Annotated in this window: 10 protein-coding genes and 1 pseudogene; 2 read left to right on the top strand and 9 right to left on the bottom strand. The window is 69.7% G+C overall.

Features of this window, described 5'->3' with window-relative positions; all coding sequences use genetic code 11:
- Positions 1 to 77 precede the first annotated feature (77 nt).
- Both AC06FE_RS16190 and AC06FE_RS16185 read left to right on the top strand, forming a co-directional pair.
- Positions 78 to 821, top strand: coding sequence for an SDR family NAD(P)-dependent oxidoreductase (locus AC06FE_RS16190; protein ID WP_446541043.1), 744 nt, complete (start codon positions 78 to 80; stop codon positions 819 to 821).
- A 218-nt stretch (positions 822 to 1,039) separates the two neighbouring features.
- Positions 1,040 to 3,910 carry a TonB-dependent receptor gene (locus tag AC06FE_RS16185; RefSeq protein WP_132864096.1) on the top strand — a complete coding sequence of 957 codons (2,871 nt, stop codon included), beginning with the start codon at positions 1,040 to 1,042 and terminating at the stop codon, positions 3,908 to 3,910.
- A gap of 149 nt (positions 3,911 to 4,059) precedes the next feature.
- On the opposite strand, the gene AC06FE_RS16180 is transcribed toward AC06FE_RS16185, so the two are convergent.
- From AC06FE_RS16180 to recC, 9 genes and pseudogenes are all read right to left on the bottom strand, one after another.
- Positions 4,060 to 4,437, bottom strand: a complete 378-nt coding sequence (locus AC06FE_RS16180) for an MAPEG family protein (protein WP_192287217.1) — start codon at positions 4,435 to 4,437, stop codon at positions 4,060 to 4,062.
- Positions 4,438 to 4,634: 197 nt separating this feature from the next.
- Positions 4,635 to 8,057: pseudogene (locus AC06FE_RS16175) on the bottom strand (ATP-binding protein); the annotation flags it as partial.
- Between the two features lie 70 nt (positions 8,058 to 8,127).
- Complete coding sequence (locus AC06FE_RS16170; protein ID WP_478073620.1) at positions 8,128 to 8,844, bottom strand: DUF4194 domain-containing protein; 717 nt, start codon at positions 8,842 to 8,844, stop codon at positions 8,128 to 8,130.
- Positions 8,831 to 10,300 (bottom strand): DUF3375 domain-containing protein, encoded by a 1,470-nt coding sequence (locus AC06FE_RS16165; RefSeq protein WP_478073619.1) that lies wholly within the window; start codon positions 10,298 to 10,300, stop codon positions 8,831 to 8,833. The genes AC06FE_RS16170 and AC06FE_RS16165 overlap by 14 nt, the downstream gene beginning before the upstream one ends.
- A 22-nt stretch (positions 10,301 to 10,322) precedes the next feature.
- Positions 10,323 to 10,922: a GTP cyclohydrolase I FolE gene (gene folE, locus AC06FE_RS16160; protein WP_132864091.1), complete on the bottom strand. Its 600-nt coding sequence runs from the start codon at positions 10,920 to 10,922 to the stop codon at positions 10,323 to 10,325.
- 123 nt (positions 10,923 to 11,045) lie between these two features.
- Positions 11,046 to 11,576: a DUF3828 domain-containing protein gene (locus AC06FE_RS16155; protein WP_478073618.1), complete on the bottom strand. Its 531-nt coding sequence runs from the start codon at positions 11,574 to 11,576 to the stop codon at positions 11,046 to 11,048.
- Between the two features lie 96 nt (positions 11,577 to 11,672).
- The gene (gene recD / locus AC06FE_RS16150) at positions 11,673 to 13,694 is read right to left on the bottom strand and encodes an exodeoxyribonuclease V subunit alpha (RefSeq protein ID WP_478073617.1); all 2,022 of its coding nucleotides are present in this window, start codon (positions 13,692 to 13,694) and stop codon (positions 11,673 to 11,675) included.
- A complete protein-coding gene (gene recB / locus AC06FE_RS16145) occupies positions 13,691 to 17,317 on the bottom strand; it encodes an exodeoxyribonuclease V subunit beta (RefSeq protein ID WP_478073616.1) in 3,627 nt (1,208 codons plus the stop codon). Before recB ends, recD begins: the two co-directional genes overlap by 4 nt.
- Positions 17,314 to 20,670 (bottom strand): exodeoxyribonuclease V subunit gamma, encoded by a 3,357-nt coding sequence (recC, locus tag AC06FE_RS16140; protein WP_478073615.1) that lies wholly within the window; start codon positions 20,668 to 20,670, stop codon positions 17,314 to 17,316. The genes recB and recC overlap by 4 nt, the downstream gene beginning before the upstream one ends.
- Positions 20,671 to 20,714: the final 44 nt, after the last annotated feature.

Raw genomic sequence — 20,714 nt, 5'->3', positions numbered from 1 at the left:
TCGACCTCAATGCATCGCCCCACTGATGCGGCGATGCTGGCTTCCTCGCGGGATGGCCGCGGTCGTGGAGCAGTGCCATGCAGCAGGATTTCCAGGGACGCATCGCGCTGGTGACCGGCGCGGCATCTGGCATCGGCGAAGCCGTGGTCCGCCAGCTGGCCGCGCGCGGGGCGCAGGTACTGGCCGCCGACATCGACGGTGACGCGGCCACCGCGGTGGCGATGTCGCTGGGTGATCGGGTGATGCCGTTGCGCGTGGACGTCAGCGACCCGGATGCCGTGCGCCACATGGTGCAGGCCGGCGTGGAGCGTTTCGGCGCACTGCACCTGGCGGTGAACAACGCCGGCATCGGCGGGGCCAGCCTGCAGACCGCCGATTACCCGCTGGAGGAATGGCACCGCGTGCTGGGCGTGAACCTGCATGGGGTGTTCTACGCGATGAAATACGAAGTGCCGGCGATCCTGGCCGCCGGTGGCGGCGCCATCGTCAACATGGCCTCGATCCTGGGCAGCAACGGCTGGGCCGGCTCGGCCGCCTATGTCGCCGCCAAGCACGCCCTGGTCGGCATGACCAAGAGCGCGGCCCTGGAGTACTCGGCCCAGGGCCTGCGGGTCAACGCGGTCGGCCCCGGCTTCATCGACACGCCGTTGCTGCAGGGCATGGACGCGCAGGCCTACGCCGGGCTGGTGGCGCTGCACCCGGCCGGGCGGCTGGGCACGGCCGACGAGGTGGCCGAGCTGACCTGCTTCCTGCTCTCGGACAAGGCCTCCTTCATCACCGGCAGCTACCACCTGGTCGACGGCGGCTACTCCGCCCGCTGACCACCGCGCCGCCGGCGCACCTGACATTGTGTGTTTGGCAGGGCCTGGCCCTGCCTTTTTTTGTGCCGGATTTCGCCAAAGTGCCATTTGTTGACACATGAATGCGGGTTTGTGGCGCCTTCTTGTTGCCGCCGCCTAACGAATTGTTTACAAGTCGGTGACACCCGCCCCTACGGCGGGCCCACCAGAAGTAGTCCGGCATTCAGAGGAGCTTTCCGATGAAGTTGTCTTCGCTACGCACGCAACGCCTTGCCCACGCCGTACGGCTTTCCCTGTTGTTGCTCCCCGCCACGGCGGCCGCCCAGGACGCCACCGAGAACGCGCGCACCCTGGACACGATCCAGGTCACCGGTACCCGCATCAAGAAGGCCGAACTGGAAACCCAGGTGCCGGTGCAGGTGCTGTCCCGCGAGGCCATCGAACGCACCGGCTACACCTCGGTGGCCGACGTGGTCCAGCACCTCACCGCCAGCGGCGCCTCGCTGAGCACCAAGCTCAACTCCAGCGGCAACTTCGGCTTCCCGCCCGATGGCGGCGGCGTGGGTGCCGGCGCGGCCACGGTGGACCTGCGCCACCTCGGCCCCAAGCGCGTGCTGGTGCTGGTGGACGGCATCCGCTGGGTCAACGAATCGTCCGGCTCGGGGGTGGGCTCGTCGGTCGACCTGAACACCATTCCGCTGGCGCTGGTGGACCGCATCGAAGTGCTGGAGGACGGTGCCTCGTCGATCTACGGTTCCGACGCGATCGCCGGCGTGGTCAACATCATCACCAAGAAGGGCGCCGACGGTGGCCACGTCGAGGTGCAGTACGGCGACTACAACCTCAAGGGTGGCGGCACGACCGGGGTGGACTTCAGCTTCGGCAAGAGCGGCGAACGTGCGCAGTGGATCGTGGGCGGCTCGTGGTTCAAGCAGAAGGAGATCGGCTCCAACGAGTACAAGTGGGCGCGCGAACCGGTGCCGGGCACCGGCCTGGCCAATGGCAGCTCGGCCACGCCGCAGGGACGGCTGGTATTCGCCGACCCCAGCGGCAACGTGTTCAACATCACCTCCAACACCGGCGTCACCTCGCCGCAGTTCGATCCCAGCCAGACCGGCTGCGCGCGCACCGATGACTACCATTGCTTCGGCACCCCGGACCGCTTCAACTTCGCCCCGTACAACCTGTTGCTGACCCCGAATGAGCGCAAGTCGGTGTTCGGCCAGGTGCGCTTCGAATTCACCCCGGCCGTCAGCGGCTGGTTCCGTGGCCTGTACAGCGAGCGCGAGTCGGCCAACCAGGCCGCGCCGGAACCGTTCTTCCTGGGCACCGACGCCGGCGTCTACAACGACTGGGCCGAGAAGAACCTGGTGATCTCGGCCAACAACCCCTACAACCCGTTCGGCTTCGACCTGACCACGATGGGCAGCGACCCGAACCTGTTCCTGATCGGGCGACGCCCGGTGGAAGGCGGGCCGCGCCGCTACGAGCAGAAGGTGAAGACCTGGTACGCGGCGGCCGGGCTGGACGGCACCTTCGAGGTCAACCAGCGCACCTGGAACTGGGACATCAACGCGATGACCAGTGAAAGCAAGGCCACCCAGACCAACACCGGCAGCTACAACATCAAGCACATCAACCAGGCGCTGGGCGACCCGGCCGCCTGCGCGGCGATCGCCGGCTGCGTGCCGCTGAACATCTTCGGCGGGCCGGGCACCATCACCCCGGACATGCTGGCCTGGATCTCGCCGCTGGTGCGCGACCGCAGCAAGAACACGCTGAGCCTGGGTTCGGCCAACATCACCGGCGAGCTGTTCGACAACTGGGCCGGGCCGGTGTCCTTCGCCGCCGGTGCCGAGTGGCGCCGCTACAAGGGCGAATACCACCCCGACCCGATCACCGTGGCCGGCGAGTACAACGGCGTGCCGTCGGGCATCACCGTTGGCAGCTATACGGTGAAGGAAGCCTATGCGGAATTCGACGTGCCGCTGGCGCGTGGCGGTTTCTGGGGCAAGAGCCTGGACCTGAGCATCGCCGGCCGCTATTCGGACTACTCCACCTTCGGCGGCACCGGCACCGGCAAGATCGGCCTGCGTTGGCAGCCGGCCGACGAACTGCTGCTGCGCATGTCCTACGCGCAGGGCTTCCGCGCACCGTCGATCGGCGAGCTGTACGGCACGCTGAGCCGCTTCGACGCGACCCTGGTGGACCCGTGCAACAACGCCGCCTCCACCACGCCCAAGTGCGTGGCCGATGGCGTGCCGGCCGGCTACGAGCAGGCCAACCCGCAGATCTCGGTGGTCACTTCCGGCAACCGCGACCTGCAGCCGGAAGAAAGCCGCTCGTTCATGGCCGGTGCGGTGTGGAGCCCGGGCTGGGCCGAGAACAGCAGCTGGTCGAGCAAGCTGGACCTGGGCGTGACGTTCTACCGCCACACCATCGATGACGCGATCCAGGCACCGGATGCGCAGGCCATCCTCGACCGCTGCATCGATACCCGCGATGCCACTGCCTGTGCCAGCTACACGCGCAACGACCGCGGGCAGATCATCCGCTTCGAGGACATCCTGGCCAACCTGGGCACCATCAACACCAGTGGCTGGGACTTCACCGCGCATTGGCTGCTGCCGGAGACCGGCTGGGGCCAGCTCGGCTTCGACTGGAAGGCCACCTGGGTCACCCGTTACGAGCTGATCAACGAATCCGGCCAGGCCGAACCGAAGGCGCCGGGCGTGGAGATCAACGACAGCGCGATCCCGGAGTGGAGCTCGACGTTGACCACCAACTGGGACTTCCGCAACTGGAACGCGAGCTGGACGATGCGCTACATCGACCGCCTGCGCGAGCGCTGCGCCGGGGCCAATGGTTTCGACATCTGTACCGACAGCGCCAACGACCAGCATTGGCTGGGCGCCACCACGTACCATGACGCGCAGGTGAGCTGGCGCACCGATGCGTGGATGAAGGGCGTCAAGGTCACCGTGGGCGTCAACAACGTGTTCGACAAGAACCCGCCGATCTGCCTGAGCTGCACGCTCAATGGCTACGACCCGGGCACCTATGACCTGCCGGGGCGCTACAGCTACGCCAAGCTCAGCCTGGATTTCTGAGCCGGGTGAGGGAAACGACAAAGGGAGCCGAAAGGCTTCCTTTGTCGTTGGCGATGGGCATTCGGTTTCGGGATTGGCTGGAAGCCGACACTGCTTCCGTAGCCCGCCTCTGCGCGACGGGATGGGCCGTCGGCTTCGCGACCGGGCAATCAGCGCAGGATCGCGCCCGCCAGGGCCATCAGCAGCAGCGCGAGCACCGGCAGCATCGACAGGCCGAAGCCCAGGCCACGCCCCGCCGGCGCGGCAACGTAGGCGCGCCAGTAGATCAAGCGGCCAACCAGGTAGACCGCACCGATGCCAGCCACCCATTCGGCCGGCCAGAAGCGGGCGGCGACGAACAACGACGGCAGCAGCGCGACCATCAGCTCCAGGGTGTTCATCTGCACGCGGTAGACGCGCTCGAAACCTTCATGGCCGGTGACGGCCGGCGCCTTCACGCCGTAACGGCCACGGGCGCGACCGACCAGGGTGGTGAAGAACAGGTACTGCACCACGACCAGCATGGCGACGATTTCCACGTAATGCATGGGGGAATCCTCGGAGGCGTTTGAGGGGACTGTAACGGAGGTGCGCGCGGGGTGATGCGAGCGGATGTGGGATGGGCTTGGCGGCTGGACCTGCTCCTGCCGTGCTTCCTCCCTGGCCAGTGGCAAGGGAGGAATGCCCGGGCTTACTGCTCGGTGGCCGCGCTCTTCCTCGCCGGCTTCTTCTTCGGTGCGGCTTCGGCATCGTCCGCCGCGACTTCCACGTCACCGGCCTCGTCCTGTTCGCGGGCGGCGGCGCCACGGGCGCGCGCCGGCAGCTTCAGGCGATTGGCCTCGTCGTCGTATTCGATCAGCAGCACGCCCGAATCGTGGCGACCGCTGATCTCGACGAAGCAGGCACCGCCGATGAACGGCTCCAGTGTCATCACCGACTTCAGCGGGGTGGCCACCACCATCTGGAAGCCGAAGTTCTCGAAGATGTTCATCGCCAGCGCGGTGAACTCGTTGTCGGCCTTGTCGAAGGCTTCGTCGAGCACCACGGCGGCGTAGCGCGGCAGTTCGCCGTCTTCGCCACCGAGCTGGTAACGCAGCGCCGCGGCCAGGCAGGTGGTGGCCAGCTTCTGGCGCTGGCCACCGGACTTGCCGGCGCCGCTGCGGTAGATCTCGACCTGCTCGCGGGTTTCGCCGTCGAGCTCGACGCCGTAGAACTCCACGTGCTGGCGCACGTCCAGCACCTGCTCGCGCCAGCGGCGCAGCTCCGGCTCCTGTGCGCCGAGGCGGCGCACCAGGTCACGCAGCACGTTGAACTGGGTTTCGGCCAGCGAACGGTCTTCGGTCTGCTGGTGGGTCAGCACCGCGCGCAGCTGCAGCTGGAAGTCCTGCACTTCCGGCAGGCGCCGGTCGCTGACGTCGATGGCCAGCACGGTGCCGCGGTTGAACGGCACCTGCTCCAGCGAGGCGTTGACCTCGTCCATGCGCTGCTTGATCGCCTTGTGTGCCTCGGCGGTGTGGCGCTGCAGGGCGAGCAGGTTGTTCTTGCTCTGGGTCTGCAGCAGGTCGAAGAAGCGGCCTTCGTGGCGTGGCAGGCCGTCGCTCTCCAGGCGCTGCAGGCGTGCCAGGAAGTCATCGGCGCTGCTCAGCGACACGGTGAAGTCACCGGAGTCCTCCGGCCACTGCTGGCAATACTTGCGGAAGCAGTCGAGCAGGTGCTGGGTGAGCTTGGCGTCGCGGCTCTGGCTCTGCCCCAGCTCCTCGGCCAGGCCACGCTCGATCACGCGGAAGTGGCTTTCCAGCGTGTCCAGGTTGAAGCCCGGCAGCGCCTCCAGGCGCTCGCCCAGGCCGTCACGCTGGGCATCGGTCAGCGGCGCACCGGCGACGCGGGCAGCGCCGTTGTCACGCTGCTGTTCCAACCGCACGCGCTCACGCGAAAGCTGCGCGCGTTCCAGCCGCACGTCCTCGTAGGTGCGCTTGGCCTGGTCGCGCAGGCCGCGGGTCAGCTCGATCTGCTGGCCGACGCGCGCCAACGCGTTGTCGCCCTCGCGCAGGTCCACCAGCTGCTCGTCGATATCGGCCAGGCGCTGCAGGCGCGGGCCGACGTCGATCTCGTCCCAGTCGCGCTCGACCAGCACGCGCGCGGCCAGCTGCTTTTCCTGCCCGCTCTCGCGCTGCTTGCGCAGCATGGCCACGTCCGACTCGCTGCGCGCGATGCGCTGCGCCAGCTCCTGCGCCTCGCGCTCGTAGACGCGGCGCTTGTCGCGGTTGTCGTGGCCCAGCATCCAGCGCTTGCGGTCGTTGACGGCGTGGCGGTCGTCCTTCTCGTAGCGATCGCCCGGGTGCTTGATCTGGCCTTCGCGGGTCAGTGCGCGGTCTTCGTTGCGCAGCTGGCTGGCGTTCTCCACGCAGGTGTAATCGAAGCGGCGCAGCAGTTCGTTATGGACCCAGTCGCCGAACACGTGGTCGCGCAGCTGCAGCTTGTGGATCAACGAACGCTTGTCCGGCTCGCGCGCATGCAGCGACTCGTTGTCGCGCACGCGGAAGTAGACCAGCTTGGTGCCCAGGTGGGTGCGGTTGGCCCACTCGGCCACCTGGCTGTGGTGCTTCTCATCGACCAGCAGCGACTGCGCGAAACCGTGCAGCACGCGCTCGATCGCGCCGCGCCAACCGATCTGGTCCTCGCGCACCTGGATCAGCTCGCCGACGAAGGGCAGCACCGATTCGGGCAGGCCGGTGTCGTCGCACAGGCGGGCGCGCATCTGCTGCAGCGGGGCCGGGATCGAGCTGGGCGCGGACTTGAGCGATTCCAGCTCCACGCGCAGCGCATTGAAACGCTTCTCGTCATCGCGACGCTCGGCCATGCGCTCGGCGATGGCATCGTCCACGGTGCCGGCACCGTCACGGCTGCCATCGATCAACGCACGTGCCTGTTCGACCTGCTCGGCGAACACCGAAGCGGTGTCGGCCAGCGACATGCCCAGCTGGCGGCACGCGGTTTCCAGCTGCTTGCGGCGGCGCGCGCGTTCCTCGACCTCGCGCTCGACGCGGGTGCGTTCGCGCTCCAGCTCCTCGATGCGCTCGCCGCCCTGTTCGCGCTGCTGGCGCTCCAGCTCGACCAGCTTCTGCTCGTGGTTGTCCAGCGCCTGGCGGCGCTGGCCTTCCTCGCCCATCAGGCCGCGGTCGGCGACCTCCACTTCCTTGAGGCGGTCGTTGACCAGCTCCAGGCGCTTCTCCTCGCGGAAGCCGTCGATGCCGATCTGCAGGTCGCGCAGGTTGGCCACGCCCTTGCGCAGCTCGGTCAGGTCCTGGTGGTAGTCGCGGGCCGGGGTCAGCGTCTCGACCTGACGCCGCGCGGTCACCACCGCATGGTGGGCGCCGTCCAGCTCGGAGAAGTCCTCGACCAGGCGGTCGGCTGCTTCGAAGGTGCGCGGCTCTTCCAGCATGAAGCCACGCAGGAAGGCGTTGAGGTCGCCCAGGTTCTTGGCCGACTGCGTCTTGTGCAGCAGGCGCAGCGCCATGTCGTTGCCGATGCCCAGCAGGTGGCGGAAGCGCTCGGCGTAGCCGGCGAAGCTGTCGAAGTGGGCCACGTCCTCGCCCAGGCGCAGGCGCAGCTTGCGCAGGTCCAGGTCGAAGCCATCGAGTTCGGCCAGGTCGAAGCGGCGCGGCACCACCATGTAGTGCTTGCGCACATCGTTGGCGGAGGTGCCGGCGCCGTTTATCCAGAACATGCGGATGATCGACACCGCGTCGCCGCGGGCGTTGTGGTACTCCAGCGCCAATGCGGTCCAGGTCGCGCCCTTGCGCAGGTACTGGGTGGCGATTTCGCCCGATGCGCTGTCTTGCTGGTCGGCCCAGGCGCCACGCACGTAGGACACCAGCGAGCGGTCGCGGCCGGAACGTTCGGCTTCGCGCGCGGCGGCGTTGAAGTCGACGATGCTCGGCGGCGTCAGCAGCGCGCTCATGCCATCGAGCAGGGTCGACTTGCCCGAACCGGAGCGGCCGACGAACAGGAAGCCGCGCTCGGCGATCGGCACTTCGGTCAGGCCCGAGAACGTGCCCCAGTTGAGCACCTGCAGGCGGCGCATGCGGAACTGGTTCGCGCGGGCATCACTGGCCGGGTCGTTGAACAACGCGGCGGCGGGAAGCAGGGTGTGGGAAGCGGTGTCCATGCGGCTCATCCTTCAACCGCCGCGCCTGGCGCGACGGCGACAAACAAATGTGATTCGACGCGCGTGCGCGTCATTCGTCGGCGTCTTCGACGGCGGCTTCGGCCTCGGCCGGCGCCGGCTCGCCTTCGCGCAGCTGGCGGTAGGCCTCGCCCAGGGTCTGCACGTCCTCGGCCGAGAACAGCAGCTTCAGCGCCGGCGAGATCTCGTAGCGGTCCTCGCTGCCGCGCAGCTTGGACAGCAGCTGGTTCTCGCGCATCTTGGCGATCGCCGCGGCCACGCGCTTGCCGTAGCCGGCCTGGTCGGTGGAGACGTTCTTCTGGTAGATGCTCATCGCCTCGACCAGTTCCAGCTCCTCCACCACCGCGCGTTCGCCGCGGGTATCGGCCTCGGCCAGCTGCTGGCGCAGGTGCAGCAACAGCACCGACTCGATGAAGGTCAGCGGCGCACTGCGCAGCAGCGTCGGCGAATCCAGCTCGGCGGTATCGGCCTGGCGGGTGAAGGCGATGCCGCCGTCACGGTCCAGCACCAGCTCCAGGAACAGCTCGCACAGCAGGCTGCGCACCGCGTCCTCGTGGCGCAGCAACGCGGTCCACTGGGTCGGCTGGCGCTGCGCATCGACGCTGGGGCCGGCCAGCAGCTGGCACAGCGCGCGGCGCGCCTCGGCCGGCAGGCGGCCGGTGTCGCCCAGGAACAGCGCGCCGGTGTCCTTGTTGGTGGCCGGTGCGGCGGGTGCCGGTGCGGCCTGGCCTTCGCCTTCGTTCTCGATTTCGGTCTCAGACCAGTTCATCGCGTCTTTCCTTGAGGAACCACACCAGCGGCACGCGGGCACGCCGTGCCCTGCCGTCGCCGCCGGTCCATTCCACGGTTTCCAGTTGATCGCGCACCACCATGCCGTGGCGGGTGCCGATGGAGAGATAGCCGATCACGCTGCCCAGGCCCTGCCGCGCCGGCCGCTCGCGCAGCACCTGCGCGATGGACAGCTGCGGGCGGGTGCCAAGCAGCATGAACAGGTTGTCCTTGAGCGTGCGTACGTCGATCTCCGACTGCGCGACCAGGTCGCCGACGCTGTCCAGCGAGATCTCGGCCGCATCGGCCATGAAGATCGCCGTCTCGACCTGGTGGCTGCGCGGGTCGTGCAGGCGCCATTGGCCGATCGAGCGCAGGCGCGCGGCCGACAGCGGCAGCACGAAGCCGGTGGCGGCGGTGGGGTGCATGTCGTCGCGCAGCTGCAGCGCCTGGCCCTGGGCCTGCTTGAGCAGCTGGTTGAGGCGGCGCTGTTCCAGGTAACCACGGCTCTGCACGAAACCGCGCAGGCTGCGCGCGAAGTGCTGCATCACCTCGTGCACCTGGCCGCCGCGCTCGAGCAGGGTGCTGGTGAAGTTGCGCAGGAAGTTGCGCTCGTTGCGGTCCAGCTTGCGGGTGAAGCCACGGTCGAGCACCGCGTCCAGCGCGGCGTCGAGCTCGGCGCTGCGGCGTGGGTCGTTGAGCAGGTCCCAGAACGCCTGGAAGCTGCGCCCGGCATCGGATTCGCCGATCACGTCGACGCCATTGAACAGGCGGTCGAGCACGTCGCCGCGCGCGCCTTCGTCGTCGATGATGCGCTCGCGGAAACGGCGGTTGAGCTGCTCGAAGTCATCGCGCACGCGGCGGAAGTCCTCGGCCAGGTCATCGGCCAGGCGGATCACGTCGCGGGTGCGTTCCAGCGCGCGCTTGCCGTCGAGGGTGGCGACCTTGCCGCTGGCGGCCTGGGCGATCTCCGCATCGATGCGCTCACGCTCGGCGCGCAGCGCGGCCAGCCGTGCCTCGGGGTTGGTCTCGGTCTGCTGGGCCAGCTGCGAGAGCTGCTGCATGACCATCGACAGGCGGCTTTCGGTGGCCAGGCTGGCGTTGTGCTCGACCCCGGCGATGAAGCGGATGGCCTGCACCGCCTGGCGCGAGAGCTCGTACTCCTCCTCGCTCGCTCCTTCGGGCAGGCGCCGCTCCAGCCAGCCCTGCGACAGCCAGTAGGCGATGTAGGCCTGCGCGGTGCGCGGCAGCTCGACGTCGAGTTCCTCGGCGTTGAGCGCGTCCAGCTGCTGCTGCAGGCGCTCGGCCAGGATCGAGCCCGGCACGCGCCGGTCCGCTTCCAGCAACAGGCCCTGCAGCAGCCCGATCAACACCGGCGCGCGGTCGGAGGCCAGCAGTTTCCACAGCGGCTGCTCGCGCAGGCGCTGATAGCCGGCAATACGTTTGGGGTACTTCATCGACAGCGCGCGGGTCCTTGGCTTAGCGGCGGGCGTGGCCGACTTCGATGAAACGCAGGAACTCGGCGCGGGTGCGCGCGTCGTCATGGAAGGTGCCACGCATGCGCGAGGTGACCATGGACACGCCACGCTTGTGGATGCCACGGGTGGTCATGCACTCGTGCGAGCCTTCCACCACCACGCCCACGCCCAGCGGCTGCAGCACGTCCTGGATGACATCGGCGATCTGCGCGGTCATCTTCTCCTGCACCTGGAAGCGGCGGGCATAGGCCTCGACCACGCGCGCCAGCTTGGAGATGCCGACCACGCGGCCGTTGGGCACGTAGCCGACGTGGACACGGCCCAGGATCGGCGCCATGTGGTGCTCGCAGTGGCTTTCGTACTCGATGTCGCGCAGCACGATCATCTCGTCGTAGCCGGCCACTTCCTCGAAGGTACGTGCCAGGTACTCGCGCGGGTCGTCCTGGTAGCCCTTGAACCAGTCGCCGTAGGCCTCGGCCACCCGGCGCGGGGTATCCAGCAGGCCTTCGCGGGCGGGATCTTCACCGGCCCAGCGCAGCAGGGTGCGCACGGCGTCTTCGGCCTGGGCCTGGGTGACGGGCGGGTTCTTGGAATCGGTCATTACAGACAGCGCTTGGATTACGGGGTGGACATGCTACCAGCCGGGCCCCGGAGGGGGCAGCACGGCGGGTTCACGGTGGCCGGGGCCTCCCTGTTCATGGCCTGCGTTCAGGTTCAGCCGCCCTCAGGGCCGCTGCCGGGCCGTTTCGGTATCCCGCTCCAGCGCCTTCAGCAGGCTGGGTTCGGCCGGGCTGGCGATATCGGCGATGCGCCACTGGCCCTGCGAACGGCTGAGGGTGAGGTCCAGCGCCAGCGGTGCGACCGGATCGGCCAGATGGGCGGTGGCACGCAGCCGGTCGCCGTCCAGCGGGGTGAGGGTGAAGGCCAGCTGGCGCAGGTCCTGCGCGGTGTCCTGGCATTGGCACAGCGGGTCGGCGTCGAGGTAGCCGACCTCGCCGTCATTGGCCTGGCTGTTGGCCTCCATCGCCGCCAGCAGCGCCGGGGCGTAGACCTGGTCGTCGGGCAGCACGTCCTCCAGCGGTACGTCCGGGTAGTACGTGGCGTAGACGTGGGCCAGGAAGGCGCGGGCCTGGTCGAGGTCGGCGGTCGTGACGGTGGCCGCAGCGGGCGCGGTGGCCACTTTCGGGCTGTCTGCCGGCGGGGCGTTGCAGCCGGCCAGGGCCAGGGCGAGTGCCCACGTCCATGTGTTCTTCATTCTGCAGTCCTTGATGGGTGGGATGATTTGCCGGGAGCTTACCCCTCCCCTGCGCCTTCGGCGCCAGGGAGGGGGCGGTTCATGCGGCCGGGTCGATCACGCTGGAGCAGCTCCGCCCAGCAACCGCTCCGCCAGGCCCGACCAGCGGCTGGCATGCCGGGCCAGGGCCGCCTCGATCACCTCGGCGCTGCCGGACAGGTGCAGCCCATGCCGGGCACGGGTGATGCCGGTGTACAGCAGCTCGCGGCTGAGCACGCGGTTGTCGCGGCGTGGCAGCTGCAACCAGACCTGGTCGAACTCCGAGCCCTGCGCCTTGTGCACGGTCATCGCGAACGCACTTTCATGCGCCGGCAAGGCGGCCGGGTGGAAGGCACGCGGCGAGGACGGATCGTCGCCGGGGAACCAGGCCGTGGTGCCACGGCTGCCGCCATCGCTCAGGCAGATGCCGACGTCGCCGTTGAACAGGCGGTGGCGATAGCTGTTCTCGGTGATGATCAACATCCGCCCGTGGAAGTAGCCGGGCCCGGCACTGCCGCGGCGGGACGCGCCGGCCAGGCGTTCCTCGATGCGGACATTGAGGCCACGCGCGCCCTGCGGGCCTTCGCGCACTGCGGTGAGCAGGCGCAGGCGGCCGGTCAGGGCCAGGGCCTCGGCCGGGCTGCTGGCGGTGGCCAGGGACTCCCAGTACTGCTGCAGCGGACCCCGCCACGCCGCCAGCGGATCGACTTCACCTTCATGGAAGTGCACGCCGGCCAGGGTCTTCCCGCGCAGCAGCGCCAGCGCCTGTGCGGCATCGCCCTCGCGCATCGCGGTGGCCAGCGGTGCCAGCTGCAGGGCGTCGCTCTGGCGGTAGCCGCGTTGCAGCTGCACGCGGGCACCGGCAAAGGCGCTCGGGGTGGTTTCGATGGCCTCGGTGGGCAGGCTGCCGAGCAGTGGCTGCAGCGCTTGCGCATCGGCCGCGGCGATGCGCTGGCCGTCGCCGGCAGCGCGCAGGATGGCGCTGAGCACGTCGCCGGCTTCCACCGACGGCAGCTGGTCGGGATCACCCAGCAGTACCAGCCGGGTGCCGTCGGCCACCGCTTCGACCAGCTTGGTCATCAGCGGCAGGTCGATCATCGAGGCCTCGTCGACCACCACCACGTCGTAGGGCAGCGGGTTGTCGGCGTGGTGGCGGAAACGCGGCGAATCGGGAATCACGCCGAGCAGGCGATGCAGGGTGGTGCCGGTGGTCGGCAACTGCTCGCACAAGGCGGCATCGACACCGGCACCGGGCAACACCTGCAGGGCGTTGCGCAGGCTTTCGGCCATGCGTTCGGCGGCGCGGCCGGTCGGGGCAGCCAGGGCTACGCGCGGCGCCGGTTTGCCCTCGGCCCGGGCCTGCGCGGCCAGCAGCACCAGCAGGCGGGTGATGGTGGTGGTCTTGCCGGTGCCCGGGCCGCCGGTGACCAGCAGCAGGTTGTGACGCAGGGCGACGGCGGCGGCGCGGGCCTGGAGGTTGCCAGCGAGGGGTTTGTTGCCCTCATCCGCCCTTCGGGCACCTTCTCCCGCTTGCGGGAGAAGGGAGGACTGACGCTCAACGTGCTGCGCTTGGCCCCCTCTCCCGCCTGCGGGAGAGGGCTGGGGTGAGGGCATCCCAAACAAATCCCCCTGCGTTGCCACCAACGGCAGCACCTCGCCCGGGAACAACCGCGTGAACAGCGCCGCCACACCGCCCAGCGCCGCCAAGGGCGGGCGCACGCCACCGATCCGTTGCAGTCCCAGCGCCAGGCGCCGCTCGTACTCGCGGTAACGCCGCAGGTACAGCAGGCCGTTCTCCCAGACCAGCAGCGACTGCGCGCTGGCCTCGCGCGCATCGGTCGCCGACACGATCCATGGCGAGGCCGCCAGCTGTGCGCTCCATTGCGCCGGGTCCGGCCACTCCACGCCCACGTCGACCAGCCGCTGCGGCTGGCGTGGATCGAAGCCGGCATGGCCCTGCGATACCGCCAGCGATGCCAGCGCGGCGGCGGCCAGCACGGCGTCCGGTGTGTCCGGGTCCAGCCGGCGCAGGCTCTGCGCCAGTGCGTGGTCCAGCGCGCGCAGGGCACCGGCGTTGTTCAAGGCCTTGAGCAGGCTCATGCCTCGCCCTCCAGGCGCGCCAACAGGGCCGCATGGCCTTCGCGGCCACCGGCAAACAGTTCATCCACCGCATGCACCAGTTCCGGCGCGAAACGGTGCGCGTACAACCCCGGCGACGGCGTGCGGCGGGCGTCCAGGCCGCGGCAGAACAGGTAGCGGATGCCACCGAAGTCGCGCGCGTAGTCGTAGCCGGCACCGAGGCGGAACCGCAGCCAACGGTGCAGGGCCACGGTGTAGATCAGCGCCTGCAGGTCGTACTCGCTGTGTTGCATGGCCGCTTCCAGCTGCGACGGCGCGTAGTCCGGCAACCGGTTGGATTTGTAGTCCAGCACGTACCAGCGTCCGTCGCGGACGTAGGTCAGGTCGATCTTGCCGGTCATCAGCCCTTCCAGCTGGCGGCGCAGGCCAAAGCCGTGGCGGTCACGCACCACGCCGTGTACATGCAGCACCCGCAACAGGGCCGGCACGGTGGTGGCCTGCATGGCGAAGTGGAATTCGATCTCGGCGCTGTACGTACCCATGGCCAGCGAATGCAGCGCGCCGCCCTCGGGCAAGGTCACGGTCAGGGTCTGGCCGATCAGGCCGGTCAGCAGGCTGACGCCGTCAGCGATGTCTTCCTCCACATAGCCGTCCTCGCGCAGGGCCTTGGCGATGATGGCGCCCTGCCCGTCCGGCGCAGCCTCCCCGGCCTGCCAGGGACCCCAGGCAGCGAAGTCGACGTTCTCCAGCGCGGCATGCAGCACGTTGCCGAAACGGCTGCCGGCAAAGCGGGGGTCGAATACCTCGGCCGGCGTGTCGACCACGGCCGGTTCGGCTTCCACGTCCACCTGCGCCGGTTCGTCGGAGGCGCCGCCCTTTTCCTCGGTGGCCGCGGCGGAGGTGTCCTGCCCGCCGTCGGCATGGGCCAGCTGGGTGAAGCTGTACACCCACCAGTCGTGCGGCACCACGCGCTGCACCGCGCGCACCGGCGGCAACGCCTGCTCGCGCTCGGCGGGCAGGCGCGGCGGCAGGCTGTGCGGGCCACCATCAACGATGTGGATATCCGCGTGCGCGGCCAGCTCGGCCATGTCCTGCAGCATCGGGCCCAGCCGCGAGGACGCCAGGCCGGTCAGTGCACCCCCGGTTATCCACAGGGCATGCTCGGCGCGGGTCAGGCCGACGTACAGCAGGCGCGCGGTTTCGGCTTCCTCCTCGGCGCTGACCTGCTGGCCGACGGCTTTCCACTGCGGGTCGTCCTTGTCGATCTTCCAATGCAGCACGCGCTGCGCACCGTCGTGCACGGTGCGGTGGTTGGACGTATCCGGCGCGTTGGTCGCGATGCCGACGAACGGCAGGTAGACCAGCGGGTACTCCAGGCCCTTGCTCTTGTGCAGGGTGATGATCTGCACCCGGCGCGCGTCCGATTCCAGCCGCAGCAGCTGGGTCTCGTCGCTTTCATCGGCGTGCGCCATGCGCGTCTGCAGCCAGTCGAGCAGGCCATGCAGGCCGATGCTGCGGTTGCTGGCTTCCTGCAGCTGTTCGCCCAGCTGCAGGTAGTTGGTCAGGCGGCGCTCGCCATCGACCAGCGCCAGCAGGCGTTCGGCCTGCTCGGCGGCAAGGTCGGACAGCAATGCCAGCACGCCACCGCGCTGCCAGCGCTCGCGCCACTGCAGCAGGCGTTCCTGGTGCGCGCGTTGGCGATCACCCTCGTGCTCCATCGCCGCGATCGCGGCGGCATCCTCGCCCAGCAGCACGGTGGACAGCGCGGCGCGCAGCCGGCCTTCGTCGGCCGGTTGCAGCAAGGCCAGCAACAGCAGCCGCACCTCGTGCGCCTCGGCGCTGGAGAACAGGCTCTGCTTGCCTGCCGCCACCGCCGGGATGCCCACCGCCGCCAGGGCCTGCTGGATGCGCGCGGCCTCCTTGTGCGACCGCACCAGCACGGCGATGTCGCCGGGCTGCACCGGCGCGCCATCCACCTGCGCGCGGCCCTCGCGCGACGCACGCAATACCCTGTGGATATCACCGACGCAGGCCAGCGTGGCGGCCTCGCGGGCATCGTCGGCCTTGAGCGGCTTGCCGTCGGCATCGCCCTGGATCACGCACACGGTCAGTGCCGGTGCCGGCACACCATCGATGAGGTAGTCGGCATCGTTGCGCTTGCTGCCCGGCAGCACCGGTTCGAACTGGATGCGCTCATCGAGGAAGGCGGTACTGCCGGCGTTGTCGTACAGCGCCTGGATGGCACGCAGCACGCCGGGGCGCGAACGGAAGTTGCGGTCCAGCGCCGGTGCCGCCTCGGCCAATGCCTTGGCCTGCAGGTAGGTGTGCACGTCGCCGCCGCGGAATCCGTAGATGGCCTGCTTGGGGTCGCCGATCAGGAACAACGCGGCCTCGCTGCCATCGCCCGGCGCGAACACGCTGCGGAAGATGTCCCACTGGCGCGGGTCGGTGTCCTGGAATTCGTCCACCAGCGCGAAGCGGTACTGCGCGCGCAGGCGCGCGGCCAGCACCGCGCCGTGTTCGCCCTGCAGGGCATGGGCGACGTTGTCGATCAGGTCGTCGTAGGTCTGCAGCCGGCGTTGCTGCTTGAACGTGCGCAAGCGCTGGCGGGCTTCGTCGCGCAGCTGGTGCAGCAACGCGATCGACTGCTGGCGCTGCCAGCGGGTGACCTGCGCCATTGCCTGCAGGTAGTCGGCAAGCAGCGGCTGCAACGGCGACACCGGCGTGCTGCCGGCCTTGGCCTTGTTGGTCTTGGCGGTGAGCGCCTCCAGCGTGAGCCGCTCCAGCCGTTCGTCGAGTTCAACCTCCGGGTCGGGATGGCGGCTCCACTGCTCCAGCTGCAGGAACACCGTGTTGACCCAGTCCGGCTTGTAGCTGGCCTTGTTGAGTACGCCGCCGTCCATTGCCTCACGCAGCTGCTGCAGGTAGGTCGGTCCGTGTTCGATCAGGCCGGCGGCCAGGCGCTGCACGGCGGCATCGCGCAATGGGCGGGCGTCCTCGACCAGGCTGTCCGGCACCTCGGGCAGCAGCGGCAGCTCGCCGGCCAGCTTGTCCAGGTCGGCGGCCAGCGCATCGGGACTTTTCCACAGGCCCAGCAGGGCCTCCAACCGCTCACCCTGGCCGGCATGCAGGCGCCACAGGTCGGCGGCCAGTTCGGCATGCAGTTCGCGGGTGTTGGCCAGCAGTTCCGGCGCGGCGAAGGTGTGCCCGCTTTCCAGCGCGTATTCGCCGAGCACGCGGGTGCAGAAGCTGTGGATGGTGAAGATCGCCGCCAGGTCGGTTTCCTCGGCGGCCGCGCGCAGGCGCCGTCCCAGCTGGGCCGCGCTCTCGCCGCCCTGGTCCAGGTGACGTTGCAGGACGGCGTGGGTCAGCGCGGTTTCCGGGGTGTCGCTGGCGTCCGGCGCCACCCCGACCAGGCGCGCAGCCAGGTCCAGGCGCTCACGGATGCGCTTGCGCAGCTCCTGGGTGGCGGCATCGGTGAAGGTCACCGCCAGGATCTGGCCCATGCGCAGGCCGCGCTCGACCACCAGGCGGGTGAACAGCGTGGCCAGGGTGAAGGTCTTGCCGGTGCCGGCGCTGGCTTCGATCAGGCGCAGCCCGTCCAGCGGCAGGTCCAGGTAGGGGTCGTGTACGGCGGTGTTCATGCCGCACCTCCAGTGCGCCCGGCCGGGCCTGGTTCGGCCCGTACCCGGCCCTCGCGCAGGGCCGAAAATATCAACAGGCTGTTGTGGATAAATCTGTGAGTAGTGTCTTCGGCGGCGAACGGATCGCTGCCGCGCAGGGCCAGCCGCAGCGCTTCGCCGTCGCGTTCGCCCCAGCTGTAGTCGCCGCCGTACCAGCGCGCGTGTGCAGACTTTTCGCGGTTTTCGGCAGCGGCGTTGTAGATCTCCCAACCGGTGTACGGGGCAAACAGCAGCGGCGCCTGCAGACCGTCGGAACGTAGCTGCAGCAAGGCTTTCAAGGCGTTTTGTGCTGCTTCCGGCGAAGGCGCCGGCAGGGCGTGCGGGCCGTGCCCGTCCTGCCCGCCGTCGTGGAACTGCAGCAGCGGCAGGCCGGCACCGGCGGCATTGGCCAGCAACCAGTCCAGCCCCCCACGCAGCACGTAGGCCACCCCAGGCGCACCGGCATGCAGGCGCACCAGCCCCTGTGGATGAATCTGGTTGACCCGCCCATGCAGGCGCAGGCCATCGATCTCTACTTCGTACAGTTCCGAGCGCAACGGCTGGCCGTCGTACCAGGCCGCGAAGGCTTCGGCGCTGGGCCGGACCCGGCCGAGCACGCGCTTGAACTGCTGTTGGCCCAGCGCACCGGACGGCAACAGCGCGCGCGCACGCAGGCGCTGGTACAGCCCCTGTTCGCGGCCTTCCAACAAGGCGGTCAACACCTGCTGCTGCAGGGCCGAATGCTCGCGGCCACCGCCGGGGACGACCAGCGGCTCGGTGTCTTCGCTGTGGTCGATCTCGCCGGCCAGGCGCAGGCCCAGCCGCTGGCCGAGGAACTGCCCGGCCGGGTCGGACAGGAAGCGGCGCAGGCTGTCCAGCGACAAGGCATCGTCCTCCAGCGCGGCCGGCAACGGCGCGGCATGCAGGCCGGTGAACCACGGCGCCAGCGCACGGCGGTTGCCACCGACCGCACCGGCGGCCGGGTGCCATTGCTGGCGGTAGCTGAAGCGGCGCGGCTCCTCGCCACCAAACGCGGTCGGCGCGAACGGCTGCAGCGGGTGGCGTACCACCAGCTGCCGGCGCACCGCAGCCGGGTCCTGGTGGTAGGCGGCCGCCGCGTCGATCAGTTCGCTGACCAGCACCGAGGGCTCGCGCACGCTGCCATCGCGCGCATCGGCGCCCAGGTAGCTCAGGTAGAACACCTCCTGCGCGGAGGCGAACAGCTGCAGGAACAGGAAGCGGTCGTCCTCGCGCAGCGAGCGGTCGCCATGGCGGCGGCGCGTGGTGCCCAGCTCAGCGGTGAGCCGGCTCAGGCCTGCGGCCGGGTCGCGACGCGGGAAGTCGCCGTCGTTCAGGCCCAGCACGCAGATCACCCGGAACGGCAGCAGGCGCATTGGCACCATGCGGCCAAAGCTGATGCCGCCGGTCAGCAGCGGGGCGCGGGTATCGGCCTCGGACAGCACCGCGGCGAAGTGCGCGCGCACCACCTCGGCCGGCACGCTGGCGGCGAAGCCGGCCGTGTCCGCGTCCTCGGCGAATTCGCTGACCAGCTTGCGCAGGCGGTCCAACGCGCGCTGGGTGGACGGCTCGGCCGGGGGCTCGGGCAGCAGCGCCTGCAGCAGGCCGAGCAGGCGTTCGCGCCATTGCGCCGGGGTCAGCGCATCGGCCAGCGTCTTCTGGTAGCGGGCCAGCACCCGCAGCAGGCGGATCAGCGCATCCAGCGCGGCCAACGCACCGCCTTCCAGTTCCGGCCACGGCGCGACGCCGCCGATGTCCTCGTCGCTGCCGCTGGCATGGCCGAGCAGCAGGCGATCCAGCGCGAACTGCCAGGTATAGGCATCGTCGCGCGGGGCCTGGTGCGGGTCCGCGCGATGCGCAGCGTCCAGGCCCCAGCGGGCACCGGCGGCCTGCAGCCAGGCGTGCAGGCGTTCGAAGGCGGCCGCGTCCAGCTCGGCGGCGGCGGCCAACGGCGCGCTGGCCAGCAGGTCGAGGATTTCATTGAGGCCGAAGCGCGACACCGGCAGGCCCAGCAACTGCACGAACACCTCGGCCAGCGGCTCGCCCTGCAGCGGGCTGGCATCGGCCAGCGCCCACGGGATGTGTTCGTCGCTGCCGCCGCGGCCACCGAACACCGATTCCAGGTACGGCACGTAGGGGTCGATGTCCGGCGCCAGCACCGCGATCTCGCGCGGCTGCAGCGGCGGGTCGAAGCGCGGGTCCTCCAGCAGCGCGCGCAACTGGTCGTGCAGCACCTGCATCTCGCGCAGGCGGGTGTGGCAGGCATGCACCTGGATGCTGGGGTCGTCCACGCGCAGGCGCTCGCGCAGCGGCGGTTCGGGCAGCGCGCGGCGGTGGTACAGGTCGGCCTGCAGGCGGTGCAGCAGGCTGTCGCCCAACCCACCGGCATCCAGCCCGGGGCCGGCCTCGCTTTCCGGGTCGACGTAGGCGGCGATCTCGCCGGAGGGGTGCACCACCTCGTAACTGCCCAGCACCGCCATGAAGTCGCGGCCAGCCGCGCCCCAGGCCTGCAGCAGCGGGTTCTCGCCGGCCTGCGCGCCGAACGGATCGGCCTCGCCGCTGCGCAGCTTCTCGCCCAGCGTCTGCAGGTCACCCCAGTACGAGCGGGTCGGCGTGGGCATGTAGAAGTGCAACGTGCCGACCCGCGCCTGGGTGGCGATCACCCGCAGCACGTCCGGCGACACATTGAGCGTGGCGAAGGCGAACAACCGCCCGGGCAGGCCCTGCGGCAACGGCTTGCCGTCACCGTCGAAGCGGCGCAGGTAGTCATCGATGCGACGCGCGCGGTACTGGCGGCCCCCGGCGATGGTCCGCCACAGGATGGCCTGGGGATCGTTGGGCTCGCCGCCCTGCTCCCAGTCCAGCAGCCAGTCGCGGCGCCAGGCCTGGTATTTCTCGAATACCCCGCCCAGCTCGCCGGCCAACGCCCACGGCCGCAGCGGGTCGTCGCGGTCCAGGTAGGCGCGCAGCGCGGCCATCGGCGGCCGGGCCATCAGCGCCGGATCGGTCAACGCCGCGTACAGCCGCCAATGCAGGCCACTGGCGCCGAGGTCGTCGGCTTCACCACTGACGTTGGCGTTGAGCGCGCGCGCCACGAACTCGCCGGGCGTGAGGAACTCCAGGTTGGCGGCGATGCCGTACTCGGCCGCCAGCGTGGACTGCAGCCAACGCCGCATCGCCACCTGCGGGATCAGCACCGTGTCGGCGGCCAGCAGCGGCTGCCCGGGCGCAGGTTCGCGCAGGGCATGGGCCAGCAGCGAGGCCAGCACGTCCAGGGCATTGGAGTGATAGAGGCGGAAATCGGGTACGGCGGTCATCGCGCCATCTTGCCGTAGCCGAACTACTGCCCGCCAACATTATG

The sequence above is a fragment of the Stenotrophomonas sp. Steno-C18 genome, assembly GCF_056393195.1.
Note: the sequence above shows the minus strand (reverse complement) of the source record. Positions and strands in the feature narration are given on the sequence as shown.

Excerpts from the sequence above, each read along its gene's own strand:
- AC06FE_RS16190 (WP_446541043.1), top strand. The coding sequence starts at position 78 with ATGCAGCAGGATTTCCAGGGACGCATCGCGCTGGTGACCGGCGCGGCA.
- AC06FE_RS16185 (WP_132864096.1), top strand. The coding sequence starts at position 1,040 with ATGAAGTTGTCTTCGCTACGCACGCAACGCCTTGCCCACGCCGTACGG.
- AC06FE_RS16180 (WP_192287217.1), bottom strand. The coding sequence starts at position 4,437 with ATGCATTACGTGGAAATCGTCGCCATGCTGGTCGTGGTGCAGTACCTG.
- AC06FE_RS16170 (WP_478073620.1), bottom strand. The coding sequence starts at position 8,844 with ATGAACTGGTCTGAGACCGAAATCGAGAACGAAGGCGAAGGCCAGGCC.
- AC06FE_RS16165 (WP_478073619.1), bottom strand. The coding sequence starts at position 10,300 with ATGAAGTACCCCAAACGTATTGCCGGCTATCAGCGCCTGCGCGAGCAG.
- folE (WP_132864091.1), bottom strand. The coding sequence starts at position 10,922 with ATGACCGATTCCAAGAACCCGCCCGTCACCCAGGCCCAGGCCGAAGAC.
- AC06FE_RS16155 (WP_478073618.1), bottom strand. The coding sequence starts at position 11,576 with ATGAAGAACACATGGACGTGGGCACTCGCCCTGGCCCTGGCCGGCTGC.
- recD (WP_478073617.1), bottom strand. The coding sequence starts at position 13,694 with ATGAGCCTGCTCAAGGCCTTGAACAACGCCGGTGCCCTGCGCGCGCTG.
- recB (WP_478073616.1), bottom strand. The coding sequence starts at position 17,317 with ATGAACACCGCCGTACACGACCCCTACCTGGACCTGCCGCTGGACGGG.
- recC (WP_478073615.1), bottom strand. The coding sequence starts at position 20,670 with ATGACCGCCGTACCCGATTTCCGCCTCTATCACTCCAATGCCCTGGAC.